29 protein-coding genes, 1 tRNA gene and 1 pseudogene are annotated in these 26299 nt (G+C 68.4%); 11 read left to right on the top strand and 20 right to left on the bottom strand.

The genetic code is table 11. From position 1 onward, the window contains the following. Positions 1-63: 63 nt before the first annotated feature. Positions 64-1083 carry an MraY family glycosyltransferase gene (locus tag BN159_RS20895; RefSeq protein ID WP_015658984.1) on the bottom strand — a complete coding sequence of 340 codons (1020 nt, stop codon included), beginning with the start codon at positions 1081-1083 and terminating at the stop codon, positions 64-66. Positions 1084-1291: 208 nt separating this feature from the next. Between BN159_RS20895 and BN159_RS20900 the strand changes: the two genes are divergently transcribed. Both BN159_RS20900 and BN159_RS20905 read left to right on the top strand, forming a co-directional pair. Further along, the gene (locus BN159_RS20900; RefSeq protein ID WP_015658985.1) at positions 1292-3574 is read left to right on the top strand and encodes a (Fe-S)-binding protein; all 2283 of its coding nucleotides are present in this window, start codon (positions 1292-1294) and stop codon (positions 3572-3574) included. A gap of 116 nt (positions 3575-3690) precedes the next feature. Continuing rightward, entirely contained in the window at positions 3691-3972 is a 282-nt protein-coding gene (locus BN159_RS20905) for a zinc-ribbon domain-containing protein (protein ID WP_015658986.1), read from the top strand. Here the strand turns inward: BN159_RS20905 and BN159_RS47115 are convergent. Together BN159_RS47115 and BN159_RS47120 are read right to left on the bottom strand one after the other, a co-directional pair. Beyond that, positions 3966-4316, bottom strand: coding sequence for an SCO4225 family membrane protein (locus tag BN159_RS47115; protein WP_015658987.1), 351 nt, complete (start codon positions 4314-4316; stop codon positions 3966-3968). The two genes, BN159_RS20905 and BN159_RS47115, sit on opposite strands and share 7 nt — an antisense overlap. A gap of 46 nt (positions 4317-4362) precedes the next feature. Further along, the gene (locus BN159_RS47120) at positions 4363-4698 is read right to left on the bottom strand and encodes an SCO4225 family membrane protein (RefSeq protein WP_015658988.1); all 336 of its coding nucleotides are present in this window, start codon (positions 4696-4698) and stop codon (positions 4363-4365) included. Positions 4699-4941: 243 nt separating this feature from the next. On the opposite strand from BN159_RS47120, the gene BN159_RS20915 reads away from it, so the two are divergent. The 6 genes from BN159_RS20915 to BN159_RS47130 all read left to right on the top strand — a co-directional run bounded on the left by BN159_RS20915 (position 4942) and on the right by BN159_RS47130 (position 12210). Further along, positions 4942-6252 carry an FG-GAP repeat domain-containing protein gene (locus BN159_RS20915; RefSeq protein WP_015658989.1) on the top strand — a complete coding sequence of 437 codons (1311 nt, stop codon included), beginning with the start codon at positions 4942-4944 and terminating at the stop codon, positions 6250-6252. A gap of 197 nt (positions 6253-6449) precedes the next feature. Next, positions 6450-7922 (top strand): VCBS repeat-containing protein, encoded by a 1473-nt coding sequence (locus BN159_RS20920; RefSeq protein ID WP_015658990.1) that lies wholly within the window; start codon positions 6450-6452, stop codon positions 7920-7922. A 70-nt stretch (positions 7923-7992) separates the two neighbouring features. Next, complete coding sequence (locus tag BN159_RS20925) at positions 7993-9417, top strand: FG-GAP-like repeat-containing protein (protein ID WP_015658991.1); 1425 nt, start codon at positions 7993-7995, stop codon at positions 9415-9417. A gap of 22 nt (positions 9418-9439) precedes the next feature. Continuing rightward, positions 9440-10774, top strand: a complete 1335-nt coding sequence (locus BN159_RS20930) for an FG-GAP and VCBS repeat-containing protein (RefSeq protein WP_015658992.1) — start codon at positions 9440-9442, stop codon at positions 10772-10774. A gap of 34 nt (positions 10775-10808) precedes the next feature. Further along, positions 10809-11747 (top strand): Yip1 family protein, encoded by a 939-nt coding sequence (locus BN159_RS20935; protein ID WP_078598844.1) that lies wholly within the window; start codon positions 10809-10811, stop codon positions 11745-11747. 283 nt (positions 11748-12030) lie between these two features. Beyond that, on the top strand, positions 12031-12210 hold the full coding sequence (locus BN159_RS47130) for a GYD domain-containing protein (RefSeq protein WP_015658994.1): 180 nt from the start codon (positions 12031-12033) through the stop codon (positions 12208-12210). Positions 12211-12219: 9 nt separating this feature from the next. On the opposite strand, the gene BN159_RS20945 is transcribed toward BN159_RS47130, so the two are convergent. Then, positions 12220-12729 (bottom strand): phosphoribosyltransferase, encoded by a 510-nt coding sequence (locus BN159_RS20945; RefSeq protein ID WP_015658995.1) that lies wholly within the window; start codon positions 12727-12729, stop codon positions 12220-12222. Then, positions 12726-13301 (bottom strand): dCTP deaminase, encoded by a 576-nt coding sequence (gene dcd, locus BN159_RS20950; protein WP_015658996.1) that lies wholly within the window; start codon positions 13299-13301, stop codon positions 12726-12728. Before dcd ends, BN159_RS20945 begins: the two co-directional genes overlap by 4 nt. Positions 13302-13816: 515 nt before the next feature. On the opposite strand from dcd, the gene BN159_RS20955 reads away from it, so the two are divergent. Then, a tRNA-Gly gene (locus BN159_RS20955) sits at positions 13817-13890 on the top strand. A gap of 79 nt (positions 13891-13969) precedes the next feature. On the opposite strand, the gene BN159_RS20960 is transcribed toward BN159_RS20955, so the two are convergent. From BN159_RS20960 to BN159_RS21025, 14 genes and pseudogenes are all read right to left on the bottom strand, one after another. Next, the gene (locus tag BN159_RS20960; protein ID WP_015658997.1) at positions 13970-15136 is read right to left on the bottom strand and encodes a tyrosine-type recombinase/integrase; all 1167 of its coding nucleotides are present in this window, start codon (positions 15134-15136) and stop codon (positions 13970-13972) included. Continuing rightward, entirely contained in the window at positions 15136-15348 is a 213-nt protein-coding gene (locus BN159_RS20965; protein WP_015658998.1) for an excisionase family DNA-binding protein, read from the bottom strand. The genes BN159_RS20960 and BN159_RS20965 overlap by 1 nt, the downstream gene beginning before the upstream one ends. Beyond that, the gene (locus BN159_RS20970; RefSeq protein ID WP_015658999.1) at positions 15345-16646 is read right to left on the bottom strand and encodes a replication initiator; all 1302 of its coding nucleotides are present in this window, start codon (positions 16644-16646) and stop codon (positions 15345-15347) included. Before BN159_RS20970 ends, BN159_RS20965 begins: the two co-directional genes overlap by 4 nt. Before the next feature lie 131 nt (positions 16647-16777). Beyond that, on the bottom strand, positions 16778-17035 hold the full coding sequence (locus BN159_RS20975) for a hypothetical protein (RefSeq protein ID WP_015659000.1): 258 nt from the start codon (positions 17033-17035) through the stop codon (positions 16778-16780). 14 nt (positions 17036-17049) lie between these two features. Beyond that, complete coding sequence (locus BN159_RS20980) at positions 17050-17244, bottom strand: hypothetical protein (protein WP_015659001.1); 195 nt, start codon at positions 17242-17244, stop codon at positions 17050-17052. Between the two features lie 9 nt (positions 17245-17253). Continuing rightward, positions 17254-17445 carry a mobile element transfer protein gene (locus BN159_RS20985; protein WP_015659002.1) on the bottom strand — a complete coding sequence of 64 codons (192 nt, stop codon included), beginning with the start codon at positions 17443-17445 and terminating at the stop codon, positions 17254-17256. After that, positions 17445-17636 (bottom strand): hypothetical protein, encoded by a 192-nt coding sequence (locus tag BN159_RS20990; protein ID WP_015659003.1) that lies wholly within the window; start codon positions 17634-17636, stop codon positions 17445-17447. The genes BN159_RS20985 and BN159_RS20990 overlap by 1 nt, the downstream gene beginning before the upstream one ends. A 20-nt stretch (positions 17637-17656) precedes the next feature. Further along, positions 17657-18268 carry a DUF2637 domain-containing protein gene (locus BN159_RS20995; protein WP_015659004.1) on the bottom strand — a complete coding sequence of 204 codons (612 nt, stop codon included), beginning with the start codon at positions 18266-18268 and terminating at the stop codon, positions 17657-17659. Then, complete coding sequence (locus BN159_RS21000) at positions 18265-18528, bottom strand: hypothetical protein (RefSeq protein WP_015659005.1); 264 nt, start codon at positions 18526-18528, stop codon at positions 18265-18267. The genes BN159_RS20995 and BN159_RS21000 overlap by 4 nt, the downstream gene beginning before the upstream one ends. A gap of 82 nt (positions 18529-18610) precedes the next feature. Continuing rightward, positions 18611-19983 (bottom strand): annotated as a pseudogene (locus tag BN159_RS21005) (FtsK/SpoIIIE domain-containing protein). A gap of 5 nt (positions 19984-19988) precedes the next feature. Further along, complete coding sequence (locus BN159_RS21010; protein WP_015659007.1) at positions 19989-20339, bottom strand: SCO3933 family regulatory protein; 351 nt, start codon at positions 20337-20339, stop codon at positions 19989-19991. A gap of 125 nt (positions 20340-20464) precedes the next feature. After that, positions 20465-21193: a GntR family transcriptional regulator gene (locus tag BN159_RS21015; RefSeq protein ID WP_015659008.1), complete on the bottom strand. Its 729-nt coding sequence runs from the start codon at positions 21191-21193 to the stop codon at positions 20465-20467. 86 nt (positions 21194-21279) lie between these two features. Continuing rightward, on the bottom strand, positions 21280-21717 hold the full coding sequence (locus BN159_RS21020; RefSeq protein WP_015659009.1) for an ATP-binding protein: 438 nt from the start codon (positions 21715-21717) through the stop codon (positions 21280-21282). 276 nt (positions 21718-21993) lie between these two features. Beyond that, positions 21994-22734: a GntR family transcriptional regulator gene (locus BN159_RS21025; RefSeq protein WP_015659010.1), complete on the bottom strand. Its 741-nt coding sequence runs from the start codon at positions 22732-22734 to the stop codon at positions 21994-21996. 101 nt (positions 22735-22835) lie between these two features. Between BN159_RS21025 and BN159_RS21030 the strand changes: the two genes are divergently transcribed. Beyond that, positions 22836-23921 carry a DUF1152 domain-containing protein gene (locus BN159_RS21030; protein ID WP_078598845.1) on the top strand — a complete coding sequence of 362 codons (1086 nt, stop codon included), beginning with the start codon at positions 22836-22838 and terminating at the stop codon, positions 23919-23921. Between the two features lies 1 nt (position 23922). On the opposite strand, the gene BN159_RS45800 is transcribed toward BN159_RS21030, so the two are convergent. Beyond that, positions 23923-24765: a type II toxin-antitoxin system Phd/YefM family antitoxin gene (locus BN159_RS45800; protein ID WP_015659012.1), complete on the bottom strand. Its 843-nt coding sequence runs from the start codon at positions 24763-24765 to the stop codon at positions 23923-23925. Between the two features lie 779 nt (positions 24766-25544). Here BN159_RS45800 and BN159_RS45805 point away from each other — a divergent pair. After that, on the top strand, positions 25545-26228 hold the full coding sequence (locus BN159_RS45805; protein WP_157901109.1) for a hypothetical protein: 684 nt from the start codon (positions 25545-25547) through the stop codon (positions 26226-26228). The last annotated feature ends 71 nt before the right edge of the window (positions 26229-26299 follow it).

A 26299-nucleotide genomic window follows, 5' to 3' on the forward strand; every position in this document is an offset into this window, starting at 1 on the left:
GGACTCAAGTGTGCACGAGACCCCCCGCCCGGTCAACAGACCTGAGTCTGTGAGGCTCAACTCTTATCCGTTCCTTACACGCAATTGGGCTCTGACCTGCACAGAAGCAGTCCGCCGAGGCCGCGGCCGCTTCGCCTTGAGGAGGAGGAGTACGGCCGCCAGGGCCCCCGCACCGACCCACAGCACCCCCGTCGCGGCGATCCACCCGAGGTGCACCAGCACCCCGACGAGGACCCCTCCGAAGGCCCCCGCACCGAGGACGACGGTCGCGCCCTGCGGGGTGAGCCCGAGCCGCCGCAGCCGGTGGGCGAGATGGTCGGGCCCGCCCCTCAGCAGTGGCCGTCCGCCGAGCCGCCGGGCCAGGACGACCAGGACGACATCGGCGCTCGCGACCGCAGTGAGCGCGAACAGCACACCTGCGCTGGCGCCCCCTTCGTACCCCGTCCGGGTCAGTACGGCCGCCGAGGCGAGGGTGAACCCGGCGAACAGCGAGCCGCAGGCGCCGAGCCCCACGCGCGCGGGATGCCAGTTGTGCATCAGGAACCCGGTGAGCGCGGCGGCCAGCACGCTCAGCAGCACCGCGAGCCCGTCCATCACCTCCGCCGCCGCGCAGGCGCCGATCCCGAAGGCGGTGACCACCGCGACGGTCCCGGCGAGGGCGTCGGCGTGGTCCAGCGCCCGAAAGCCGAGGGTCACGGCCACGATCCAGCAGACGGCGGCGAGCCCGCCCAGCGGCCCGGTCTCCCCGTACGGCACCGCCGAGGCCGCCGCCACGGCCGTACCGCCCAGCAGGAAGCGAGCCTTGACCCTGCGTACGTCGGCGACCAGGCCGAGGGCCGCGACGGCCGCTCCCGCGACGAGCAGTCGGGGGACGCCCGTACCGAGGGGGGCGAGGCCGGTCCAGTCGCCGGCCGCCGCGACCAGACCGGTGACCAGCACGACGGCCGCTCCGCCACCCAGCGGCAGCGGTCGCTGCCGCCGTCGGTCGAGCAGCCCGAGGCGCAGCGCGGGCGCCCTGACCAGGGCGGTGAGGACGGCGGAGAGGAACAGGGCGGCGGTGGCGGCGGCGATCCCGTAGAGCACGGATCTAAATTAGTGCCGTATGTACTAATTTGGCGTGAATAACACGATCGGTTCTTAAGGCAACCCTCAGCGACACAGATCACCGAGGCGCTGACTACAGTGCGACGGACGATGGAGGTAGTCTCAGACGGACTGCATAAGTTACCGCTTAGTAATACCGCTGAGCACCCTTCCCCCGAAGAACCTCGCAGGCCCGAGGAGCCCCGAAATGCAACTCGCCGCGATCATCGTGTCGATGGTCACCATGGCGGTCGGCGTCGCCCTGTTCGGCCGAGCCATCGCGCAGATCGTCCGCTTCATGATGCTCGGCCAGCCGATCCCGGCCGGGGCCCGGACCAATGACCCCGTCCTGCGGACCATCACCCTGGCCAAGGAGTTCCTCGGCCACACCCGGATGAACCGCTGGGGCGTCGTCGGCATCGCGCACTGGTTCGTGGCGATCGGCTTCTACACGCTGCTGCTGACCATCGTGAACGCCATCGGCCAGCTCTTCCAGGCCGACTGGCTGCTGCCGATCATCGGCGAGTGGGCGCCGTACAACGTCTTCGTCGAGTTCATCGGCACCATGACCGTGGTCGGCATCCTGGTGCTGATCGCCATCCGGCAGCTGTCGCGGCCGGGCGGGGCGGGCCGCAAGTCCCGGTTCGCGGGCTCCAACACGGGCCAGGCGTACTTCGTCGAGACCGTCATCCTGACCGTCGGCGTCTGCATCTTCATGCTGCACGCGCTGGAGGGCGCCCAGCACCACGTCGACAGCTACGAGGCCTCGTTCTTCATCTCGTACCCGGTCGTCTCGGCGCTGGAGGGCCTGGACCTCTCCACGCTCCAGAACCTCACCTACTTCTTCGCCGGCCTGAAGATCGCGACCTCCTTCACCTGGATGATCGTCGTCGCGCTGAAGACCGACATGGGCGTGGCCTGGCACCGCTTCCTCGGCTTCCCGAACATCTGGTTCAAGCGCAACGCCAACGGCGAGACCTCGCTGGGCGCGCTGCTGCCGATGACCTCCGGCGGCAAGCCGATCGACTTCACCGACCCCGGCGAGGACGACGTCTTCGGTGTCTCCCAGGTCGAGCAGTTCTCCTGGAAGGGCCTGCTGGACTTCTCCACCTGCACCGAGTGCGGCCGCTGCCAGTCGCAGTGCCCCGCCTGGAACACGGGCAAGCCGCTCTCCCCGAAGCTCCTCATCATGTCGCTGCGCGACAACGCCCACGCCAAGGCGCCGTACCTGCTCGCGGGCGGCGGCAAGACGATGGAGGGCGAGGAGAAGGCGTCTGCCGAGGCTCTCCAGGACGTCCCCGCCGCCGCCCTCGCGGAGGCCGAGCGCCCGCTGATCGGCACCGCCGAGGAGAACGGCGTCATCGACCCGGACGTCCTGTGGTCCTGCACCACCTGCGGCGCCTGTGTCGAGCAGTGCCCGGTCGACATCGAGCACATCGACCACATCGTCGACATGCGCCGCTACCAGGTGATGATCGAGTCCGCGTTCCCGTCCGAGGCGGGCACGATGCTCAAGAACCTGGAGAAGAAGGGCAACCCCTGGGGCCTGGCCAAGAAGCAGCGCCTGGAGTGGCTCAAGGAGGTCGACTTCGAGGTCCCGGTCGTCGGCAAGGACATCGAGGACCTCACCGAGGTCGAGTACCTGTACTGGGTCGGCTGCGCCGGCGCCCTCGAGGACCGCGCCAAGAAGACGACGAAGGCCTTCGCGGAGCTCCTCCACATGGCGGGCGTCAAGTTCGCGATCATGGGCGGCGACGAGAAGTGCACCGGTGACTCCGCCCGCCGCCTCGGCAACGAGCCCCTGTTCCAGGAGCTCGGCATGGAGAACGTGGCCGCGCTGAACATGGCGTTCGGCGAGGAGATGGACGAGGACGGCAAGGTCACGCCGGAGTCGGCGAAGCCGAAGTCCGCGAAGAAGATCGTCGCGACCTGCCCGCACTGCCTCAACACCATCGGCAACGAGTACCCGCAGCTCGGCGGCGACTACGAGGTCATCCACCACACCCAGCTGCTCCAGCACCTGGTGGACGAGGGCAAGCTGGTCCCGGTGACCCCGGTCGAGGGCATCATCACCTACCACGACCCCTGCTACCTGGGCCGGCACAACAAGATCTACACGCCGCCGCGCGAGATCATCGCCAGCGTCCCGGGCGTCCGCAACGAGGAGATGCACCGCCACAAGGAGCGCGGCTTCTGCTGCGGCGCCGGTGGTGCGCGGATGTGGATGGAGGAGCGGATCGGCAAGCGCATCAACAACGAGCGCGTCGACGAGGCTCTCTCCCTGAACCCCGACATCGTGTCCACGGCCTGCCCGTTCTGCCTGGTCATGCTCACGGACTCCGTGAACGGCAAGAAGAACGAGGGCAAGGCCAAGGAGTCCATCCAGGTCGTCGACGTCGCCCAGCTCCTCCTGGAGTCCGTGAAGACCCCGGTCGACCCGGAGGACGCCGCGGAGACGGAGAGCGAGCCGGAGCCGGAGCCGGTGAAGTAGTCCGCGTACGGCAGATCCTCGTACGGCAGAACGGATGCCCCCCGCCCCACCCGGGCGGGGGGCATCCGTCATCCCTGACACTGTGAGGAACGGAACCGACCGGGAGGCGGCGCGAGATGATCATCTTTGGCACCAAGGGGTACCTGTACCAGCTGGCGATCCTCACCCTGGTCTGCGGCCAGTGCGGCAACCCCGCCGCGCACACCCTGCGCAAGCGGGTCACCAAGTTCACGCTGTTCTTCGTGCCGTTGTTCCCGGTGTCGACGAAGTACGCGACGCAGTGCACCTTCTGCGGCACCGAGCACAGGGTGCCGAAGGAGCAGGCGGAACAGCTCCAGGCGCAGGCCACCGGGGCCGCCCCGGCGTACGGGCAGCCGCAGCAGCAGCCGTATCAGTGAGCCGTGGGACGCGTCCGCGGGGTGCGCAGCCCGCGGACCAGCATGCCCAGCACCGTGGCGTTGACCAGTCCCGCCGCGGCCGCACCGGCGGCGAAGAGCAGCGTGCCCAGCCAGTCGGGCCACAGCCCGGGAGCCGCCAGCAGCAGCGCCGCCATGCCGAGCGGAGCCGTGGCGAAGACGGGCCAGATCGCGGCGAAACCCGGGTCCGGGGAGAGGTGGACGGCGTACAGGAAGAAGCCGATCGACGCCGCGACCACCGCGAGATAGCCGCGTGAGAGCCAGTTGTCGGTCGCGGGTGCGAGCAGCGCCCTCAGGTTGCGGCGGGGGCGGGCTGAACGCTCCATGTCTGTTCCTTTTCCTCGGCGGGTTGTCGGCGGGTTGTCGGTGGGTTCACGCGTGCCGCGCGGCGCGGCTGTCGCGGATGTGGTGGGTGAGGGCACCGAACGCGGCGGCGTTCACCAGCGCGCACAGCAGCAGCCATACGGCCCAGCCGGACAGGGCGAGCGCCTGGACCGCCGTGTCGGCGTCGGCGCCGGGGTCGATCGGAACGAGGATCGCCAGGCCGGCCCAGGGCGCCGTGAGCAGCAGATGGACCGAGGCCAGGAGGCTGTCCGGGGCGACGAAGGCGGCGCCCACGGAGGCGGCGAAGAGCGCCCAGTAGCCCCGGGCGGGCCAGGTGTCCGTGGCCAGGGCGAGCAGTCGGCGCAGTCCTGAGTCCTTCGGCATTGCTGGTCCCCCTGGAGGTCGGAAATCGGTCCGTGGCTCGGTGGGTCCCACGATGGACCGGGGGGCGCGCCCGGACATGAGTACGCGTACTCAACGGCGGGACAGGTATCCGGACACAACGCCGGTCACATCGCCGGCCACAGCGCCCCCACCAGGTATCCGGAACGGCATCCCCCTGTTGCCCGGTCTCGAACACATGCATCATGTCGAGGTCGTTGCCCGGTGATGCTGACGGAGTGAGTGGTGCGCGTGCGAAGCGGTAGGACCTGCTGGGCGGCCGCCCTCGGCTGCACCGCCCTGCTCCTGCTCGCCGCCTGCGGTCCCGGCCAGGACGCCGCGGCCCCCGCCCCCTCGTCCTCGCCGTCACCCTCGGTGCGGGTGGCCCAGGGCCCGGCCCTGCTCCCCGTACCGCGCGGCGACGGCAGCAGGACCCCCGACGACTTCAACGGCGACGGCCACCGCGACCTCGTCCTCGACGACCTGGTCAAGGCGCAGGCCCACGCCGACGACCCGGGCATCGGCATCGTCTACGGCGGCCCCCGCGGCCTCGTCCCCGGCACCCGCCAACTCCTCGCCCCCGAGGAGAACGCGGCGCCCACCGACGGCCAACTCCCCGCCCTGTTCGAGGCGGAGGCGTCCTGCGATCTCGACGGCGACGGCTTCACCGACCTGCTCGTCTCCACGGATCCGCCCTACGACGGCCAGGGGCAGCCCCCGGTCCCGCTCCAGGTCCTCTTCGGCTCGCCCAAGGGCCTGACCGGCAAGGCCGTGCACCTCACCGTCCCCGGCCGGGCCCGCGTCGGCAACGACTGGCCCGATCAGCCGGTGTGCGGCGACTTCGACGGCGACGGCGCGAAGGACCTGGTCCTGCACGCCTCGGGCGGCCAACTGAGCTTCTTGCACGGCCCGTTCAGTCGTAAGGGCGCCCCCCGGGCCGCCGCGGCGCCGGTCGCCTCCCCGGGCAACGTGCCCACGGGCCCCGCCGCCGACGTCGACCGGGACGGCTACGACGACCTGCTCGTGCGGACCGCGGAAGGCACCGGCGCCTCCGCCGTCGTCCTCGGCGGACCCGAGGGACCGACCCGCACCGGGGCCCTGCTGCCCGCCGGGATCGACGTCGTGTTCGGCGCTTTCGGCCGGGGCGAGGCGCTGGACGCCGCCGTAGGAGCCATGGGCGAAACGTCCCTGCGCTATGACCTGCCGACCGCCGCCCGCGCCACCCTCGCCCCCCCCGGCTCGATGCTCGACGCCGCCGACTTCGACGGGGACGGACTGAGCGAACTCCTCTCCAGCGGCGCCCGGCTGCGCCTGTTCCCCGGCCGTGCGGCGGGCCTGTCGGCCACGGCTCCGGTGACCGTCGAACCGCCCGGGACCGGGACCACCCGGGTGGTGTCCGTGGCCGATCTCGACGGCGACGGGCGGGCCGACCTGACGGTGCGGACGTACCGCGGCGAGACGCGGGATCTGGTGGCCGTGTACCCGGGGACGAAGCGGGGTCTGGTCGCTCGCGTACCGGCCCTCACCTTCTCCACGGCCGCGTTCCTGAGCCACTGACGCCCCACCGCACCGCCCGGTCACAGGTGGTTCAAAAATTTACCGAACGCACGTACAACCCTTGGGCACCAGTGCGGGTCTCCTGATCGCCGACCGAGACGTGAAGCCAGGGACAACTCCCGGCGAACACGACCGGACGCACCCCCATTGACTGCGGATGCCCCGCCAGGCATCCCGCATGCAGCAGGAGAAACCGCATGCATCAGACGCTGCGACTCACCCTCGCGACGGCCACCGCCGCCGCTCTGACGGGCGGGCTGCTCACCTTCACGGCCACCACGGCGACGGCCGCGGACTCCACCGTCGTGGCCAAGGCCGACTTCAACGGCGACGGCCGCGGTGACGTCGCCTTCTCGGCGGACAGCGCCTATGTCGGCGGCAAGAAGGAGGCCGGTCAGCTGGTCGTCCTGTACGGCTCCGCCTCCGGCGTGACCTCGACCAACCGCATCACCGTCAGCCAGAACACCACCGGCACCCCGGGCACCGCCGAGACCGGCGACCGTTTCGGCATCGACACCGCCTTCGCCGACTTCAACGGCGACGGCTACGACGACATCGCCGTCGGCTCCCCGGGCGAGGACGTCGGCGGCGACACCGACGGCGGTGGCCTCGCGATCCTGTGGGGCTCGGCCTCCGGCATCACCGGCAAGGGCGTCACCGTCGCCGACCCCGCCCCCTCCGCGCACGACTACTGGGGCCAGAACCTCGCGGCCGGCGACTTCGACGGCGACGGCAAGGCCGATCTGGCCGTCGGCACCAACATCGCCACCGTCCACGTCTTCAAGGGCGGCTTCTCCGCCACCGGCACCGCGGGCGGCCACTACACCATCAAGCCCCCGATCATGGGCTCGGACGCGGGCGGCCCGCTGAACCTGACCGCCGGTGACGTCAACGGCGACAGCCGCACCGACCTGGTCGTCGACGGCTACGAGTACCAGACCGACTACGGCTGGAACACCAACTACTACATCCCCGGCTCCTCCAGCGGCCTGGCCATGGCCAACATCCGGCAGCTCAAGCCCGGCGTCATCACCGCCATCGGCGACATCGACCAGGACGGCTTCGGCGACATCGTCAGCGGCGCCTACTGGAACGCCACCACCGGCGACGGCACCGCCATCCCCGACTCCGCCAACGGCGGCAAGGTCTGGGTGACGTACGGCACCGTCGACGGCCCCGGCACCGCCACCGGCATCACCCAGAACACCGGCAACGTCCCCGGCACCGCCGAGGGCAACGACTACTTCGGCCACGAGCTCGACCTCGGTGACATCGACGGCGACGGCTACCTCGACCTCGTCATCGGCGTCGCGGGCGAGAACATCGGCACCGCCGCCAACACCGGCACGGTCACCGTCCTCTACGGCACCGCGAGCGGCCTGGACACCGTCTCCGGCGCCCAGTCGTTCGCCCAGTCCAGCCCGGGCGTGCCCGGCAGCGACGAGGACAACGACTACTTCGGCATGGACGTCAAGCTCGACGACCTCACCGGCGACGGCAAGGCCGACCTGGTCGTCGGCTCCGCCGAGAACGCCGGCAACGGCGCGGTGACCTACCTCCCGTCCAACGGCACGAAGATCACCACGTCCGGCTCCCGCACCATCTCGCCGAGCACCGCGGGCGTCTCGACGACGGGCTCGCCGTACTTCGGCGCGAACTTCGCCGACTGATCGACCGTAGAACCACCCCTTGGGCCCGCACCCTCCACGGGTGCGGGCCCGGACTTACCGGAGCACCGTCTTGAAGCGCACTCTCGTGATCGCCGCCGCCCTCGCGACCGGCGTGCTCACCGCCCTGCCCACCACCCCCGCCGTCGCCGCGCCCTCGGGCCTGGCGAGCGACTTCAACGGTGACGGCTACCGCGACCTCGCCATCGGCGCGATGGGCGCCGACGTCGGCTCCGCGCACGGCGCCGGTGCCGTGGTCGTGCTGTACGGCTCGGCCTCGGGCGTACCCGGCACCAAGAAGGCCGTGATCACCCAGAACTCCACCGGCGTCCCCGGCACCGCCGAGTCCGACGACCGCTTCGGCGCGAGCCTGGCCGCCGGCGACCTGAACGCCGACGGCTACGCCGACCTGGTCGTCGGCTCCGAGTTCGAGTCCATCGGCACCCGCCAGGGCGTCGGCAGCGTCACCGTCCTGTGGGGCGGCTCGGCGGGCCTGAGCGGCGGCTCGGGGCTGCCGCAGCCCTCCGCCGAGGACACGGCCGAGTGGGGCGGCTACGGCCGGGGCGTCGCCACCGGCGACTTCGACGGCGACGGCAAGACGGACGTCACAGTCACCGGACAGACCTACACCGCCCTCTTCCGCGGCCCCTTCACCCGTACCGGCACCCCGCTGAACCACACCCGCGTGGGCGAGGTGGGCACGACGTACGAGGTCATCGCGGGCGACCTGACCGGCGACGCGAAGGCCGAGCGCGTGTACCCGCTCGCGCACGACGGCGACCCGGGCGGGGACATCCAGTACTTCCGCCACGACCCCGGCGGCTGGGACAACCACCCCGAGTCCGACTACGCCATGGTCGGCCTCCCGAACGCCGACGGCGCCCTCGGCGCCACCGGCGACATCAACGGCGACGGCTACGGCGACCTCGTCCTCGGCGACTACGCGGGCCCCGCAAGCCCCAAGGGCGGCCAGATCACCGTCTGGTACGGCGGCCCGAACGGCCCCGACCCGCAGCAGACGCCGACCGTCGTCCACCAGGACACCGCGGGCGTGCCCGGCGCCGACGAGGAGGCCGACCTGTTCGGCTCCGCCGTCGACGTCGGCGACATCAACGGCGACCAGTACGCCGACGTCGTCGTCGGCGCCTGGGGCGAGGACATCGGCTCGGCGCGCGACGCCGGCTCGGTGACGGTGCTGTTCGGCTCGGCCACCGGCCTGAGGACCACCGGCGCCAAGTCGTACTCCCAGAACACCACGGGCGTCCCCGGCACCGCCGAGAGCCACGACGCCTTCGGCATGTCGGTCCGCCTCCTCGACCTCGACAAGACCGGCAAGGCCGACCTGGTCATCGGCGCGGGCTACGAGAACCAGAACGGTTCCGTCACCTACCTGCGCGGCACGGCCTCCGGCCTGACCACCACCGGCGCCACGTCCCTGACGGCCGCGGGCGCGGGCCTGAAGGGCAACGCGACGTTCGGCTGGGACTTCGCCAAGTGACGCATACGGACAGGAGCTCTTCGTGATTCCTCGCCGCACCGCCGCCGCACTCGCCGCCACCCTCCTGGCGACCGGCGTCACCCCACTGTTCCTCGGCTCCCCCGCCTCGGCCGCGGTCGCCAAGCACTACGACGACTTCAACGGCGACGGCCACCGCGATGTGGCGTACGGCGGCTACAACGACGACGGCCGGGTGGGCGGGACCGTCACGGTCGTCTACGGCACGGCGAGCGGGCCCGGCACGCCCATCCAGCGCATCCACCAGGACACCGCCGGCATCCCGGGCTCCGGCGAGGAGGACGACCGGTTCGGTGAGTCCCTCGCGAGCGCCGACCTCAACAAGGACGGGTACGCGGACCTGGTGGTCGGCAACCCGACCGAGCATGTGGGCAGCGAGCAGTACCGGGGCTCGGTGACGATCGTCTGGGGCTCGGCGTCCGGCCTGTCCGGCGGCACCGAGGTGACCCCGAAGTCGGGCGCGCAGGGCCACTTCGGCAGCGATGTCGCCACCGGCGACTTCAACGGGGACGGCTCGCCGGACCTCGCGGTGGTCGGTGGCTACGAGACGTGGCTGTACCGCGGATCGTTCGGCCGGTCCGGCAGCACGGGCAGCGTCAGCAAGATCGACAAGGTGGACGCGGGCTGGTACTCGTACGGGCTGGCCGCCGGAAGGATCAACGGCGACTCGAAGACCGACCTCGTCATCCTCGGTGAGCAGTTCGTCGACGGGCAGACGGTCGAGCGCGCCTGGTACCTCAAGGGCTCGGCGAGCGGCCTGACCTCCGGCCCGTCCAAGACGGTCGCCGCCACGACCGCCGCGATCGGCGACTTCGACAAGAACGGCTACGGCGACATCGCCTTCGGCAGGCCCTACTCCCACGACGGGAAGGGCTCGCTCCTGGTCTGGCGCGGCACGTCCTCGGGCCCGAGCGGCTCGGCGATGTACAACCAGGCAAGTTCCGGGGTCTCGGGCAGCCCGGAGGCGGACGACAACTTCGGTTACGCGCTCTCGGCCGGGGACGTCGACGGCGACGGCTATGCGGACCTCGCGGTCGGCGTCCCGCACGAGGACGTCAACGGCAGCGAGGACCAGGGCGGGGTACACCTGTTCCGGGGCGGCGCGGGTGGCTTGTCCGGCCTGCGCACGACGTGGATCCCCCAGACGGTGACGGGCCCCGCCGCGGAGTACGCCGCCTTCGGCTACACCGTCCGCCTGCGTGATGTGACGCACGACGGAAGGGCGGACATGGGCGTGGGGGCGGCGGGAACGTCGCTGATCCTGCGCGGGACGACAGGGACGCCGAGTGGGACGGGGGCGTTCGTGCTGCCGGAGTTCGGCGGCGAGTTCGCGGACTGAGTGGATGACCACTGCCGGGGTTTCCCCTTAGGGGATGTCACAACTCGACAGCAAAGCCGGGCCCGAACCACCGGGCCCGGCACGCCACTCTTCAGGACCAGGTACGTTCGAAGACGTGGCTGGATTCAGGATGGGACGCGGCGGCCGGGACAACCGGGCCCCGCAAGGGCAACCGCAACAACCTCCGTACGGGCAACAGGGACCGTCGTACGGCTACCCCCCGCAGGGAGGTGGCTACGGCGGCCAAGGCAGCGGTGGTTACGGCGGCCATGGCGAGCCGGAGTACTTCGGCGACGGCGGACACCACCCGCACGCCCATGACCCGTACGCGGCGAACAACCCGGGCCACACCCAGGCCTTCTCCGTCCACGACGACCCGTACAACCAGGGCCAGACGTACCAGGCGGGCGCGGCCCCGGCGGGCCCGATCGGCCCCCGTCTGCACTGGAAGCCCCTGCTGAGCGGGATCCTCTTCTCCCCCGCCCGGACCTTCCTCCAGATGCGGGACTACGCGATGTGGGGCCCCGCCCTGATCGTGACGTTCCTCTACGGCCTGCTCGCAGTGTTCGGCTTCGACACGGCCCGCGAGGACGCGATCAACGCGACCCTCGCCAACGCGGTCCCGATCGTCCTGACCACGGCCGTGGCAATGGTCCTGTCCTCCTTCGTCCTGGGCGTGGTGACCCACACCCTGGCCCGCCAGCTGGGCGGCAACGGCGCGTGGCAGCCGACGGTCGGCCTGTCGATGCTGATCATGTCCCTGACGGACGCCCCCCGCCTGGTGGCGGCCATGTTCTTCGGCGGCGACGAGACCTTCGTCCAGCTCCTCGGCTGGGCCACCTGGGTGGCAGCCGGCGCCCTCCTCACCATGATGGTCAGCCGCTCCCACGACCTCCCGTGGCCAAAGGCCCTGGGCGCATCGGCGATCCAGCTGGTGGCACTGCTGTCGATCGTGAAGCTCGGCACGTTCTGAGCCACACCCGAGAAGGGGCTCCCCGCACTGTCCGTGCCGGGAGCCCCTTCCGGCCGTTCGGGGGACACGCGGGCGGCCTCGGAGACGTATCCCACCCCACGGGGGCATCCCTTGCTGGGACGAAAGGGAAACGTGATGCCGCTCTATCTGTCGAGGTTCAGCTACACGCCGGAGACCTGGGCGAGGCTCATCAGCCACCCCGAGGACCGCGCGAAGGCCGCTCGGTCGTACATCGAGTCCGTCGGCGGAAAGCTGCACGGCTTCTGGTACGCGTTCGGCACCCGTGACGGGCTACAACCTGTGGGAGGCCCCCGACAACGTCTCCATGGCGTCGGTCGCCCTGGCGATCAGCGGCGGCGGCGCACTCAGCTCGTTCGAGACGACGGTTCTCCTGACCGTCGACGAAACCATGGAGGCCCTGCGCAAGGCAGGGCAGATCCAGTACCGGGCGCCCGGAGCGTAGGCGTAGCGGTCAGAGCGCTTCCTTGTTCTCCTTGGACGCCTCGCCCGACTTACTGACCGGCGGCAGGACACTCCAGGGGAAGTTGATCCACTCATCGGTGCGCTTCCACACGTACTCGCACTTCACCAGCGAGTGGGACTTCTCGTAGATCACGGCGGAGCGGACCTCGGCGACGTGGTCCAGGCAGAAGTCGTGGACCAGCTTGAGCGTCTTGCCGGTGTCGGCGACGTCGTCGGTGATCAGGATCTTCTTGTCGGAGAAGTCGATGGCGTTGGGGACGGGCGCGAGCATGACGGGCATCTCAAGGGTCGTCCCCACACCCGTATAGAACTCGACGTTCACCAGGTGGATGTTCTTGCAGTCGAGGGCATAGGCGAGCCCACCCGCGACGAACACACCACCACGAGCGATGGACAGCACGATGTCGGGCTCGTACCCGTCGTCGGCGATGGTCTGCGCGAGCTCACGGATGGCGGTGCCGAAACGCTCGTAGGTGAGGTTCTCCCGTACGGCGCTCATACCTGGGTCCTGTGGAAGTTGAGGAAGGAACGGGAGGCGGTGGGGCCGCGCTGCCCCTGGTACCGGGACCCGTACCGCTCACTGCCGTACGGGGACTCGGCCGGCGAGGTGAGCCGGAACATGCACAGCTGGCCGATCTTCATGCCCGGCCACAGCTTGATGGGAAGCGTGGCGAGGTTGCTGAGCTCCAGGGTGACATGCCCGGAGAACCCGGGGTCGATGAAGCCGGCGGTGGAGTGGGTGACGAGCCCGAGCCGCCCGAGGGAGCTCTTCCCCTCAAGTCTCGACGCAAGATCATCAGGCAGGGAGATGACCTCGTACGTAGAAGCAAGGACGAACTCACCGGGGTGCAGGATGAACGGCTCATCCCCCTCCGGCTCCACGAGCCGCGTCAGATCCGCCTGCTCGATGGAGGGGTCGATGTGGGGGTACCGGTGGTTCTCGAACACCCGGAAGAAGCGGTCCAGCCGTACGTCGATGCTCGACGGCTGCACCATGGATTCGTCGTAGGGATCGATCCGTACCCGCCCGGCATCGATCTCGGCCCGGATGTCCTTGTCTGAGAGAAGCACGCCCCGAGGATACGCAAGGCGCGCGGACCGACCACAATCGGACGGCACCGCGCGCCTGCGTCCACTCCTACTGCTGTCTCTACTGCTGCTTCTCCAAGGCCACCGGCACGACGCTGCGAAGCCGGGCACACCGTGGACACCGGACCAGTCGTCCGGGACCGAGCCGCTCGGCCTGCTGCATCGGGAACGAAGCGGTGCTGAACACGTGCCCATCGGCACATCGGACGACGGTGCGCTCCATCAAGTCCTTTGAGTCCCTTCCCCAAGAGCCGCACCCGGCTACTGCCCGCCGGGCGACGAAAGGCCACATTACGGGATGAAAGGGACGGCTCTCCAGGCGGCACTCCGGTCCCGCCCGAACCCTCTCCCGGGCCCCCACGGTACGCCCCAACTCCGGCCGCCCGCAGCCGCATCCCACCCCTGAAACAGCGTCAGACCCCGCGGTCCGAGCACCGGGGGTCTGCCATGAGGTACAGTGAGCGAGCATTCGACACCGACCGCGGTCGGCGTCTTACGCGGGTGTAGTTTAATGGTAGAACATCAGCTTCCCAAGCTGAGAGCGCGAGTTCGATTCTCGTCACCCGCTCCACTATGAACCCCCAGGTCTTGGACCCGGGGGTTGTTTGTTGTCTAGACCGGTGGGCGGCGCACGCACCACAACCGCACCATTAGCCCTCGGCGACCTCCTCACTGTGGTGCGCGGGGTCGCCCTTGTGGTGCTTCGCACGCTCGGCGCGCACCAGGTCGTCGAGCCCTGCGGCCACCTCCCGCTGCCGCTCCTGGTCGGAGTGCTGATAGATCAGCGCGGCTTTCTCGGAGGACTGGCCCGCGCGGACCATCGTGTCCTTGAGCGTGGCGCCCGAGCGAGTCGAGAGCGTGTGTCCGGTGTGACGAAGGTCGTAGAAGCGGAAGCCGTCAGGGAGACCGGCGGCCGTACGGGCACGTCGCCACTTCCGTCCGAAGGAGGTCCGGCGGAAGGGAGCTCCCTTCTCCCCGACGAACACGAGGCCGTCGGGCCCCTTCGCGGCGAACCAGGCGAGGTGCTGTTTCACCTCCTTGTGGAGAAACGCCGGGAGGACAACAACTCGCACGCCTGCCTCGGACTTGGTCTCACCAGGAGCACGCTTGCCGTTGGTCCGCTCCGGCTCGGCGACGCGTACGCGGATCACGAGGTTGTCGACGTCGATGTCCCGGCGGCGAAGGCCGGCCAGCTCTTCGGGCCGCATTGGACCGTACGCGCCGAGATAGACCATGAGGCGCCAGCGAATACCGATCGCGTCGGCGAGGGCGTCGACCTGGGCGACGGAAGCGATACGACGTTCCGCAGCGGACTCTTTCCCCGCTCCCTTGATCCGGCACGGGTTGCGGCTGATCAGGTCATCGTCGACAGCTGTCTCAAGGATGCCTTTGAGGAGGCGGTATGCCTTGGCGACGGTCGTCTTGGCCTCGGTTGTACGAAGTCGCTCGGCTCGCCATTCACGGACCCGGGGAGCGGTGATCTCATCCAGGTCGAGCGTGCCGAACGCAGGGAGGACGTGCAGTCGTAGGAGGTGCTTGTACAGGTCCTCGGTGCGCACGGCCAGCTCCCTCTCCTCGACCCACTTCTCCGCATAGACACGGAAGTTGACCGCTCCCGCGTCCGGCGCGCGCCAATCTCCCCGGGTGAGGTCCGCCTCGACCTGTGACAGCCAGACTTCGGCGTCCTTCTTGGTCTCGAACGTCTCGTCCGCGCGGATGCGCTCACCCTCGGGACCGAGGTAGGACGCCGTCCAGCGGCCGGAACGGTACTGCCGCACGGCACCGAAGCGGCGGCGCCTCCCCTTCTTGTTGGCCATCAGGCGACCCTCCGAAGTGCGCCGCGACGGACTCTGATCGGCTCGACGGTGCGGGCCTGAACGAACTCCTCGATAGCGCTCTCCGGGATACGCACATGCCGACCGACCTTCACGTACCGGATGCGTCGTTCTTCGATCAGCCGCCGGGGGAATCGGGCGGTGGTGCCGAGAAGCTCGGCGACCTGGTCGACGGACAGGTAACGGTCGGTCATGTGGTGGGTTCTCCTTCCGTTCCGGGGGCGGGTTCGAGTGAGGCGGCGAGCCAGGTTTCGGCGGTGCTGAGGCCTGTTCCGGCGAACGCCCAGTGCGCAAGAACGAGCGTGGTGTCGCCGTCCTGCGGGACGGGCGCGGAGCTCTGGGCGCGGCGCCACTCGGCGCGGGCCTCACGGAGGGCGCCGAGGGTGGTGGAGTAGCGGCGGGACTTGGTGGAGAAGTGGCCGCGGAAGCCGAGCATGTGGGCCCAGGCCCGGAGACGGAGGTCTGCCAGGTCGGGGCGTGCGCCGAGGGTCCAGGCTGTGCGGATCATTCGCCTGGCGTGGTCGGTGATCTGGGCTTGGGCCAGCTCGGCGAGGAATCGGATCGGCCGGTCCAGGGTGCCCGTCGCCGTCTCCGCGCCCTTGGTCGCGTACTTGGCGATGTACGCCGCTACGGCCCGGTCCGTCAGCTCCTGGCCGTGGTCGAAGTCGGCGGAGCGGATCGGGCGGACGTCGAGCTGACGGCCGAAGGCGAAGTGGTGCGTACGGCCGTCGATCTCCGGTCCGTCGACGCGCGCGGCGGTGGCGGCGGCTCTGATTGCGTCGGAGAGCAGTTCGGCGGACGCCCACGGCGGGGGCGTGGTGTCTCCTCCCTCGGGGCCGTCGAGACGGATGACCGCGTGGAAGTGGACGGCACCCCGCTTCTGATACTCGGCCACCTTCGCGAAGGAGAGCCGGGCGTGGTGCCGGAACGCCCGCTGCGTGAGGCCGGCGCGCTTGGCGACCTCCCGGCGCAGGTAGATCGAGAAGCGCCGCCACAGGGCACCGGCGTGGGCGTTCCAGAGGACGGCCGCTTCGTAGTCGTAGGTGTCGGGGTCGAGCGGAGTGCCGAGGGCGTTGTCGTCGGGGTCATGGTGGGTGCCGCAGCGGCAGTTCCGGCCGTCGGTGGGGCGGTTGTGGACCGGGCCGAACCCGGGGGCGGTGAACGTGGCGAAGACGCGCGGGTGGGTCGCGACCCCTTCCGACGTGCCCTTTCCGCCGCGTAGTCCGGCGGTGATCAGGTGGTAGGTGTCGCGGCGGTAGGTCTCGGCGCAGGCGGCGCAGCGGGTCGCTCGACGGTTGTTGCAGCGGACGAGGAGCTGTCCGGCGGGAAGCGTGGCGGAGTCCAGGTGCCTCAGGACGTTGCCGATTTCGCCGGTTGCCGTGTTGACCGCGTACTCCGTGCGGTGGCCGTCGAGGCGCACAGGGTGCGTGCAGCCGCCCAGGCCGGAGAGTTGGCGGGCCAGCTCGGGCATGGTGCCGAGGGAGGCCAGCATGGAGAGTTCCGTCAGTGGGGGCGGAGTCTGCCGGGTGATGATGGGAGTTCCTTTCGGCTGTTTCGACGGTTGGGAGGGACGGCCCCGGGGCGGCGGGATGCTTGGCGGCTTGTTGCCGCCCCGGCGGCCGGTCAGCGCCTGGTCGTGTTGCTGACGAGGGAGCGCAGGACTACGGCGGCGATGGCCACGGATACGGCCGCTATGGCGACGGCCGCCAAGAGTGCGGTGAGCACGACGCCGACGACGACCACAGCCGCGACCGCGCCGACGCCGAGACCCACGTATGGAGCGACCGGGCGAGCGGCAACGGGAGCGGAGACGTGGTCCTGCGGAACGTGCGTGGTGATGCTCGGGACGTGCGGGGTGTCAGGCAGCTTCGGGCGGAACATCACTGAACTCCTTCTCACTTGTTGGTGCCGTTGACGACGTCGACCCCGGAGCGTGTGCCGGACTCGATGGCAGGAGCGAGGACGGTGTCGGAGAGCCAGAAGCCGAACAGGGCGATCACTACGGCGACCCAGAGCCGGACGCCGAGGAACTTGATTGCGGCCCAGGCGATGACGCCCAGGACGAAGACGAGCGGGAGCGAGACAGTCACGGAAGCTCCTCAGCGGACGGGGCAGCGGTGGGTGCGGGCGGCCAGTTCGGCGGCGGGACGGCTGTCGTAGTCCGTGGAGAAGCCGCAGCGCGGGGCGGTGCAGGCCGCGGTGTGCTTCTCGCGGCCCCGGCCGTCGTAGTACGTGCCGACCTGGACCGGGCCGATACGGACGACGTTGCGGAAACGGCGATTGGTGGGCATCAGGCGATCTCCTTCTTCGTCTCGCCCGTGAAGTCGGTGACGTGGTCGGCGAGCCAGCGCAAGATCTCGTCGCCCTCGTGGCGGTCGGCGGCGAGGATGACCGGTTCGGCGATCAGTACGGCTTCGGTGAGTCGGTGCTGGCGGGTCAGCTCGGCTGCGCGTTTCAGCGCGCGGAGCGTGGTGGGGCGCATGCGGGGAAAGTCCTCCGGGATCAGGTGAGTTGCGCGGCAATGGCTTCGGCGAGCGGCATCGGGACGCCGAGCCGGGCGCGAAGCGTCGAGGTGTCGATGGCAGTTCCGGTCCGGGCGCGGTGTTCGTCGGCGACCTTGCGAGCGAGGGCGACGAGCGCCGGCGGGACAGAGACCGTGGCTGGTGGAGCCGATTCCGGCGCCCGGATGGGCAGTTCAGGGGCCGGGAGAGGCGGGACCGCGCCTTCCTTCACTGCCGGGTCCCTTTGCGGCGTTGCCGGTCCGTGAGCGAGCAGCGTTCCGCCTAGGAAGGCGACGGCAGGCCATCCGGCGACGAGGATGCGCAGCCAGGCCGGTACGACGTTCAGGTCGAGCAGTCCGGCGGTGGCGACGTTGGCACCCAGTGATGCCGTCAACGCGACAAGGAACCAACACCACCCGGCCGCTTTCGCCCCGCCGGAACGCAGTCGCCGCCAAGCCGCCACCATGAGCAGGTCGACAGAGACCGGGTAGGCCCACGCCTTCCAGCCGTGCTGACCCGCAGCTGAGGCCAGGTCGTGCAGGTGAGCGAAGGACAGCGCGGCGGCGATCAGGGCTTGGACGAGAACGGCGTCGATTCGGACGGGCAGCCTCATTGCTGGTCCTCGTCCGGCTCCTGCTCACCGTCGGACAAGGCGGTGGCATAGGCTTCCAGCGCCTTGACGTAGTCGGCGCAGGCGGCGGCCAGTTCTCGGGCGAAGGACAAGTGATCGGCGATCGGGACGTGGTGGAACGCCGAGACGGTCAGGGTGTGGTCCTCACCGTTCAGGGCGAGGATCGGAGCGTGGTGCGTGCCGTACTCGCTGAGGCGAACGGTGGTGTGGGTGTCCGCGTAGAAGGACATCGAGGCAGTCACGAGGTTTCCTCTCCGGTTTCCGGCAAGGCGGAGGTAGGGACTTGGCGCGGAGCGGCCGCGTCGGCCGTTGGAATTGGCGGGGTTACTCGGTGATCGGGCGCGGAGTCGTCGGCGGCCCGGGGTGCTTCACAGTCACGGGCGGACCTAGGGCCGGAAGGACGTGAGCGCCGGTACTTCCGGGGCGAGGTGAGCCGTATCGCGGCAGGTGGCCGCCGCGTCGGCGAGGGAGAGATAGGGGGTGCGGATGCGGGACCACCCGCCGGAGGTGTCACCGACGACGGCCAACCCGGGCAATTCGGCGGCGATGGCGCAGGCGGCGTAGACCGCCTCGGGTGCGATGTCGCCGAGTGCCATCTTCGCGGAGGCTTCGTCGTTGACGCGGTGGCAGACACGGCCGGTCAGCTGCGCGCGGAGCATGGTCGCCCCCTTGCCCAGTTCGGCCCCGAAGCGCTGCCCGCACACCTCCAGGTAGATCCCGGCCGCGCGGCCGAGTTGGGCGAGGCGGATGAGCTGAGTGACCATCTCGTCCCGCCGCTCCTCCTCCTTCCTGGTGGCGACGAGGAAGAGCTCGGCCACTTCGTCGATGAACAGGACAACGGGAGCCGGGCGTTCAGTCTCGGGGAGCCCCCAGACGTCCGAGGTGATCAGCTCATGAGGAGTGCCGGGCGCGATGCCCTGCCGAGCCTTGATCAGGTCGTAGCGGTCCTCCATCTCCTTCACGAGCACCGGCAGCAGATCGGCCGCCTGTCCCGGGTCCGTGGCCAGCGCGGAGAGGCGAGGCGCAAACGGCGCCAGCTCGACTCCCCGCTTGCAGTCGATTCCGACCAGGACCACGGGCTGAGTGGCAAGGCCGGTAAGCAGGTTCCGCAGGTACATGGACTTGCCGGACAGCGTGGCGCCGAGGACGAGTTCATGCGGTACGGCCTGGTAGTCGCGTACGACCGCGGTCGCGTCCTCCCGAAGAGCCACGGGCACCCGGAGATGTTCGCTGCCGGTCTGGCGCGGCATCCGCACCTTTCGCAGGACATCGAAGCCGACGAGCCGAAGTTCAACGACGCCGGGCTTGATGTCCCGGACGTACACGGCATGTACGCCCCAGGCGTGCCGAAGGCGTTCGGCAGATGCCGCAACGTCCGCCGGTTCCTGGCCCGGAGCCAGCCGAAGCCGGATCCGGAGGCCGGTCGAGGTGGGGCGGATGATGCCCCGGCGGGGCGGGACAGGTCGTATGTCACGGCGAGTCGTCACTTTGAGAGCCAGCGCCCGCCAGCGGGGCGGCTCGACTGTCAGGCCGCACGCATCCATCGTCGAGGAGTACGAGGCCATGAGCCGGACCACCGAGACCGGAAGCCCGACCGTGGACCAGTACGCCGCGGGGTGGGCGTGCCGGGCATAGGCCGCGCCGCCTAACGCAGCAAGGCCCCCGCCCAGCTCGGCCACCGTCACCAGGTCGGTCATGTCGATCAGCCCGCCTGGGCCATAGGAAAGGCGCCCGGAGCAATGGCCGTAGCCCGATAGGCGATGCCGTGCCGCTGCTGACCGTTGAACACGCTCTCCCACGGACGGGCAACGAGCCCCGGCAGCGAGATCGGCGCCCCGACGGTCAGCCCGTCCGTCACACCGCTCTCGGGGATGGTGACCTGGATCAGCGACGACTCGCCCTCGTCGATGTAGACGACGCCGACGGTCATCAGAGCCTCGCCACTCACAGCGTCCTTGGCGATCTCGCCGGTCTGCCGGTCGCGCACCTTCGGCGCCGGCGCTTCGGTGAGCAGGATCGTGGCGGTCGAGGCGTCAATGCGGATCACACGCACAGGGATTTCTCCTTCTGAGTTCGATCAACCCATCACCTGACAGGTTGACTTAGCAAGTTCGAAGCTAGGGATGCCAGGTTGACTTGTCAAGTGGAGATTGGGGGAGAACTGGCCCTGAAACAGGCTCAGTTCAGGCGGTAGGTGTCTTCCAGCTCCTGCCGATCGGCAGGAAGGAGCACGTCAGAGACTTGGAGCGCTTGGCCTGAGGCGTCATACGCGATCACGAGAACGCTGAGCACCGGAACGCCGGCCGGAAGGTCGAGCAGTTCAGCTTCGGCAGGCTCAGGCAGGCGAGCCGAGACGCGCTCCGTCACGTGGTCGAAGCGGACCTTCTTCCGAGCTTCCAGGTGGGTACGGGTGCTGCCACTCAGGGGACCGGACTCGGCTAGCTCGGTACCCTCGACGAGACCGGCGGGGAAGTACGACGAGACCAGCTCGACCGGTTCACCGTCCTCCTCGACGAGGAACCGGCGCATGAGGACCTGGGCTCGCTTCGGCAGCCCGAGCACCGAGGCGACGCGCACCGGAACAGGGGTGTCCTCGACGGCAACCAGCCGCCCTGAGGCTTGAGACTCATCACGCGTAAGCGCTTCGGTCCCCCGGCGATCCTTCTGCTCGACAACGGCCGGACGGCCCCGCACGATCGTGCCGTACCCCTGCCGGGACTCCAGCCAGCCATCACGCTTCAGGAGCTCCAGCGCTCGGACGACGGTCGGGCGAGACATACCGAAAGCCTGGACCAGCTGGTTCTCACTGGGGACTCGGCTGCCAGGCGCGTACGTTCCGTCCTCGATGCGACCCTGAATGGTCTGAGCGAGGCGAACGTACTTAGGTGCCTCCACTTCATACGCCATGAGCGCCGCCGCCTGTCGAGATTGGCCAAGTCAACTGGTCAACCAGACTAGCGGCACTGCATATAGAAGAGAACCCGGACGCTCCTTCACGCCGACCAGGCATCGTCCACCACAAACGAGACCACCGTGCCACCGAAGGGGCTGGGCCCGGAGCGCCACGAGTCGGCGATGGCGTCGATCAGCAGCAGCCCGCGGCCGTGGGCCTCATTGGCGCTGGGGTGCCGCATCCGGATGGCGGCGGGGAATCCCGGGTTGTGCACGTCGACCCGAAGGGAGTTCTTCTCTCGGAACCACTCAACCCGTACGACCCAGTCGCCCTCGGATCTCCCGTAGAGGATGGCGTTGGTGACTAACTCCGAGATCATCAGCTCGCAGTCATCGAGGGCGCAGGCAGGGTGGTACGGGGTGATGAACTTTCGGAACCAGCGACGGGCCCGGGGTACAGACTCGGCGACCGGATGCAAGGTCATCGCACCCAGTCGCGACGGCTCCTCAGGGGGGTAGCGGTCGATCGTGTAGGCCATCCGCGCTCACTCCTTGCCGCTGCCCTCACAGTCGAGGCAGCGCCGCTTCGATGTGGCACGGGCACGGTCGGCGGCAGCGGCGAGAGCCAGGGTCGTACGCGAACCGACGCGCTTCCAGCCGCGTCCCCGGCACCCCCGGCAGGGTAAGCACGTGCCCTGATCCGGTCGCTGACTCGTCACGCCGTGCCCCCTTCCGATCAAGTGGCCTTAGCCACTTACTGGATAGTGGCATTAGCCACTTCGACGCGCAAGCAGTTCGCCGCAACTGGCACCCTGTCAGGTGAGGGGGTAGCCCTGCTCGAACGCCCAACGATGCGGCGGGTAAGTGGCTTCGGCGAACTCCAACGGCCGGTCCTGAAGGTCGTAGACGACGTGATGCACAACCAGGACAGCGGATCCAGGCTCAAGCCGGAGATCAACTGTCTCCTCATCCGTCGCCGCGCGGGCGCACATCCGGTCCTCGGCGTAACTCCCCTGCCGTCCAGTCATGTTCTCGACGTACATGAGGGTGCCTTCCTGGATCCGCCCCGGATCCAGGAGCTTGGGCGCCCGCTGGCCAACGTCCGGCGCGAACCACGACGTGGACAAAGTGATGGGCCCGTCCTGGTTGTTGGTCACTCGCCGACGGTGCACGGCTCGACGGTCCTTCGCCAGGCCCAGCGCCTCAGCCACGTGATCCGGCGCATCGAGCCAGCCAGCCGAGGTGATGACGGCGTACTCACCAGTCGTGTAGATCTTCCCCGTCTGCCGGGCGCGACCGTACAACTCACGTGCGCGCCGGTTGACTTCGAGACTCCGCACGTACGTGCCGGACCCCTGCCGCTTCTCGACGAGCCCCTGATGGCTCAGCGCTTCCAGCGCTCGCGCCGCCGTTGGCCTGGACACCTTCCAGTCCGACGCCAGTTGCCGCTCCGAGGGAACCTCGTCCCCCGCCCGCAAGTCGCCCCGAAGGATCTGATCGCGGATGAAGTGCGCGATCTGGAGATACTTCGGCTGAGCCTCCTCGATCTGGGGCATCTGCCCTCCTCGTCCTGGTGCCGCCCGCAATGGGCAAGTGGCTAAGGCCTCTGGCCACTATAGGGTGAGTGGTCAAGTCCGTACCCCGTACGCTTGGGCCCATGACGCGGTTGATCGTCGCAGCAGGAGGAGGGGGCGACGCAGTCGCCGCCGCAATGCTTCACGCCGCCCTCTACGGCGACGAGGACCAGGCGGTGATCCTCACGTACGCGTGGGACCGCCTACTGATCGACCCGGTACCGGGCCCCCGAGGACCGAACAACTTCACTGGCCTCCAACGCCTCACCCCAGCAGTCTGGGCAGTGCCGGCCGAGGCCCGCCCGATCGCTCCAGCAGGCTCCACACTCCCCCGACTCGCAACAGAGCTCCCGCACACCTTTGCGCTGATCGACCCGCGCCACGGAGTCGAGGGCATCACTCGCCAGCTCGAAGAGCTAGTGAGCCACCTGTCGCCGGAGTCGATCGATCTCCTGGACGTTGGCGGAGACATCCTCGCCCGAGGTGATGAGCCGACACTGAAGAGCCCGCTCGCCGACGCCGTCACGCTCGCCGCGTGCTGTCAGGTGAACGCACCGATCCGCCTCCTAGTGGCAGGCCCCGGTCTGGACGGCGAACTGCCTCCCGATGAACTACGCGGGATCCTCGGCCCGCTCGTCCACACCTTCACGACCAAGGACGTTGAGCCGATCAGCTCGGTCCTGGAGTGGCACCCCTCCGAGGCAACCGGGATGCTCGCGGCGACAGCCCGAGGCGTACGCGGCACGTGCGAGATGCGAGACGCCGGCCTTCCCGTCCCTCTCACCGACGAAGGCCCGACCGCCTATGAAGTCGACCTGGACGAAGCACTGAGCCGGAACCAGTTGGCCCGCGCCATCACGACGACCGCCACCCTGGACGAGGTAGAAGCACACAGCCGGGAGATCTGCGGCTACTCCGAGATCGACTATGAGCGCAACAAGGCCGCATGGCTCAAAGACCAGCCACCCGTGAAACTCGACTCTGACGCCGTACTGTCCCAACTCGACCAGTTCGAAGCCGGAGCCCGGCATCGTGGAGTCACCCACACGACGTTCCGCCGAATCACCGAGGCATTGAGCCTCAACGGCTCCCTGCGCGAGGACCTGCGACAACTCCTGATCGGCGCCCGCCCCGAACGATATGCGGCACCACTCTGGAAAGTTAATTAGCTTACCAATTCCGCACCCCTCGCTGTTCGACATACTCACAGGCCCTGAGGAGCACGCCCTCCACAGTGCCCGATCCCATGAGCATATCGATGAAGCTACCTACGAGATGGACACTGTAGAACCAGATTTGAACCTCATCTTCCGTGATGGGAAGTTTCAGAGCGTTTCGCCATTCTGCGGGATCCATGTCCGCCTGCATGGCCCAGAAAGATCCAGCAACGACTGGAACTGCCGTACGAGCCGAACCCAGGTGCCTGCCTTCCAAAATCTTGCAGAAAACCAGATCAGCTAGCGAGAACTGGTCGTGAGCGTCCCTCCCATCTTCCGTTAGCAACCTGATTCGCCCGCCCTCGCCCTGTGCGTAGTACGGCAGATACAGAGCAGTCAGGAGCGTGATTAGACCGCCGACGACCTCACCTAGATCCTCGTCTGCGAGCCCCGCTGCAACCGACTCCAAGCGCACCTCTCCGCGCTCCAACGCCAGGATTCGATTAGTTGCCTCCCTCACAGCTCCAGGATTCGAAACACATTCCGAATCATCCTTTATCCATCGCTCCGCCTCACGGAAGCCGATCAACGCCGCAACGCGGCGGCGGCCATTTGTCAGGTACACAATTTCGGCACCGTGTTCGACTCTGCTGGCCAGCTTCCCAATCTGGCCTCTGGCGTCAGTGATACCAACGTCAGACCATGGCACTTCCCGATATGCCCCCATGCCGAGACATGTTAGCGGCCAGTGAGCCCCACGGGGAGTCGGCTCCTGTACATCCCCTGTACAGGGATGTACAGGGGCTTGCTTGGCATCTTCCGAGGAAGGCTTCAACCTCTTTTCCAGCAGGATCATGCCGCCGAAAGGATTAAGGGGGTTCCATGCCTAGCCTCGCAAGAAGCAAGATCGTGATGCGGAAGTGGAGGGAGAAGGCTCGAGGTGACGTGTCATTAGCACTGGTGATCGTCATTACCCAGGGAGCTGTGACATGGGTAAGTCCCACTGTCAGCAACACCGCAGTCGCCGCTGCAACAGTGGTACTAGCCGTCACAGAGTTCCGGAACCGTAGAAACAATTCGACCTCAAGCGCCGACCACCGCGGTTCAGGCTGCCACGAGCCAGCAAGCAATGTGGCTCTTCAACATCGCAGGCGGCAGCAGCGGCGACACATCTCTTCTCCGCGGCCCATGCCGGCCCTAACAGAGCATCACTGCTGTCACAACTGCCGTCACAGCTGCGAGTAACAACCTTCTCTACGGGTTCAAGGCCCGCGCACGGCGCGGGCGCGCGCCGCCGGGCGCGGCCTGCCTCCTGTCTTCGCCCCGGCTGGCCGCGCCCGGCGGCGCGCTGGCGAGCTGCGGGCATGAAGTGGGAGACACCCTCTGTGGCTGGGGCGGTCGGCTCCACGACTTTAGCCAGCCACTTTGGCGCGAGCCTCGAAGATCATGGCCCCAACGTCGTGCTTTAGCGGGCAGGTCCACAGACTGCCCGACGCGCCGGAAGCTTACGGGGCCATGATCACTCGCGCCAAAGCAGCTCCCGGCCAAAGTCGTTACGCCGACCTCGTGGACACCGCAGCGTGGCAGCTGATCCCGCTTCTCGAATCATGAGAACTCTGGCTTGTGCGGAATTTCATGCAGTACGATCACTTCGTGTGTGCCTTGAGACGCGACGTGCCTCCAACTGCCAGCCCGGAGCCACATGAATATCGAAAAGCACTACCTAAGATGCGGCTTTTCCTGAGCGATATTTCCGATGTTAAGAGATTGCTGGAACGTGACGCCGAGGCCGTGACAATCCAGGCCGGAGACGCGACAGCAGAAAGCGTTGATGACCTCAGAGATGCCAGCAAACGAGAGCTTCGAACAGTACGGCTAATCACCGTCAGACCCGAAGTTGTCGTGGCCCTAGGAGAGTCGCCAGCCGTACGCACTACGGAGCAAAGCCAGGCGGCCCTGAGCCTAGTGGATGCTGTGGAAGAAATGCTAAGACCTCGAATGTCTTTTGGCGTTCGACACCGTCGCCTAGTGCAGGCCGCCACAGCTCTAATGACGCTGGCCGGGCTAGTCGCCACTATTGCCCTGATCAACGCTTACAAAAGCTTGGCATTTGGCATCCTTCCGTATCTCATCCTTTTGGGCGCTATCGCCCTGATGAACAGGTTGATCGACGGGCGTGCCGAAGTGGTCCCCCTCCTCCCACGCGAGCAACGAGAAGAGCGACTAAAGCAGCAGAATTTGATTATTGCCGGAGTGCTCAGTTTTTTGGGCGGCGCAGCTGTGGCGGCATTGACCTTTTATATGGGCTGGAAGCGGTAGCACGGTCAAAATAAGCAACCTTACCCATGCACCGCGGCCACGAGTTGCACCCTCATCTTATCCGTCCAGAT

The organism is Streptomyces davaonensis JCM 4913, assembly GCF_000349325.1.
Classification (GTDB): Bacteria; Actinomycetota; Actinomycetes; order Streptomycetales; family Streptomycetaceae; genus Streptomyces; species Streptomyces davaonensis.

What these genes read in the sequence shown, in the direction of transcription:
- BN159_RS20900 (WP_015658985.1), top strand. Translation starts at nt 1,292, where the DNA reads ATGCAACTCGCCGCGATCATCGTGTCGATGGTCACCATGGCGGTCGGC.
- BN159_RS20960 (WP_015658997.1), bottom strand. Translation starts at nt 15,136, where the DNA reads ATGGCCAACAAGAAGGGGAGGCGCCGCCGCTTCGGTGCCGTGCGGCAG.
- BN159_RS21020 (WP_015659009.1), bottom strand. Translation starts at nt 21,717, where the DNA reads ATGGCCTACACGATCGACCGCTACCCCCCTGAGGAGCCGTCGCGACTG.
- BN159_RS47115 (WP_015658987.1), bottom strand. Translation starts at nt 4,316, where the DNA reads ATGGAGCGTTCAGCCCGCCCCCGCCGCAACCTGAGGGCGCTGCTCGCA.
- BN159_RS20965 (WP_015658998.1), bottom strand. Translation starts at nt 15,348, where the DNA reads ATGACCGACCGTTACCTGTCCGTCGACCAGGTCGCCGAGCTTCTCGGC.
- BN159_RS20935 (WP_078598844.1), top strand. Translation starts at nt 10,809, where the DNA reads ATGTCACAACTCGACAGCAAAGCCGGGCCCGAACCACCGGGCCCGGCA.
- BN159_RS20945 (WP_015658995.1), bottom strand. Translation starts at nt 12,729, where the DNA reads ATGAGCGCCGTACGGGAGAACCTCACCTACGAGCGTTTCGGCACCGCC.
- BN159_RS21025 (WP_015659010.1), bottom strand. Translation starts at nt 22,734, where the DNA reads ATGCCCCAGATCGAGGAGGCTCAGCCGAAGTATCTCCAGATCGCGCAC.
- BN159_RS20995 (WP_015659004.1), bottom strand. Translation starts at nt 18,268, where the DNA reads ATGAGGCTGCCCGTCCGAATCGACGCCGTTCTCGTCCAAGCCCTGATC.
- BN159_RS20990 (WP_015659003.1), bottom strand. Translation starts at nt 17,636, where the DNA reads ATGCGCCCCACCACGCTCCGCGCGCTGAAACGCGCAGCCGAGCTGACC.
- BN159_RS20975 (WP_015659000.1), bottom strand. Translation starts at nt 17,035, where the DNA reads ATGTTCCGCCCGAAGCTGCCTGACACCCCGCACGTCCCGAGCATCACC.
- BN159_RS21015 (WP_015659008.1), bottom strand. Translation starts at nt 21,193, where the DNA reads ATGGCGTATGAAGTGGAGGCACCTAAGTACGTTCGCCTCGCTCAGACC.
- BN159_RS47120 (WP_015658988.1), bottom strand. Translation starts at nt 4,698, where the DNA reads ATGCCGAAGGACTCAGGACTGCGCCGACTGCTCGCCCTGGCCACGGAC.
- BN159_RS20920 (WP_015658990.1), top strand. Translation starts at nt 6,450, where the DNA reads ATGCATCAGACGCTGCGACTCACCCTCGCGACGGCCACCGCCGCCGCT.
- BN159_RS45805 (WP_157901109.1), top strand. Translation starts at nt 25,545, where the DNA reads ATGCAGTACGATCACTTCGTGTGTGCCTTGAGACGCGACGTGCCTCCA.
- BN159_RS45800 (WP_015659012.1), bottom strand. Translation starts at nt 24,765, where the DNA reads ATGATCCTGCTGGAAAAGAGGTTGAAGCCTTCCTCGGAAGATGCCAAG.
- BN159_RS20905 (WP_015658986.1), top strand. Translation starts at nt 3,691, where the DNA reads ATGATCATCTTTGGCACCAAGGGGTACCTGTACCAGCTGGCGATCCTC.
- BN159_RS21030 (WP_078598845.1), top strand. Translation starts at nt 22,836, where the DNA reads ATGACGCGGTTGATCGTCGCAGCAGGAGGAGGGGGCGACGCAGTCGCC.
- BN159_RS20970 (WP_015658999.1), bottom strand. Translation starts at nt 16,646, where the DNA reads ATGCTGGCCTCCCTCGGCACCATGCCCGAGCTGGCCCGCCAACTCTCC.
- BN159_RS20985 (WP_015659002.1), bottom strand. Translation starts at nt 17,445, where the DNA reads ATGCCCACCAATCGCCGTTTCCGCAACGTCGTCCGTATCGGCCCGGTC.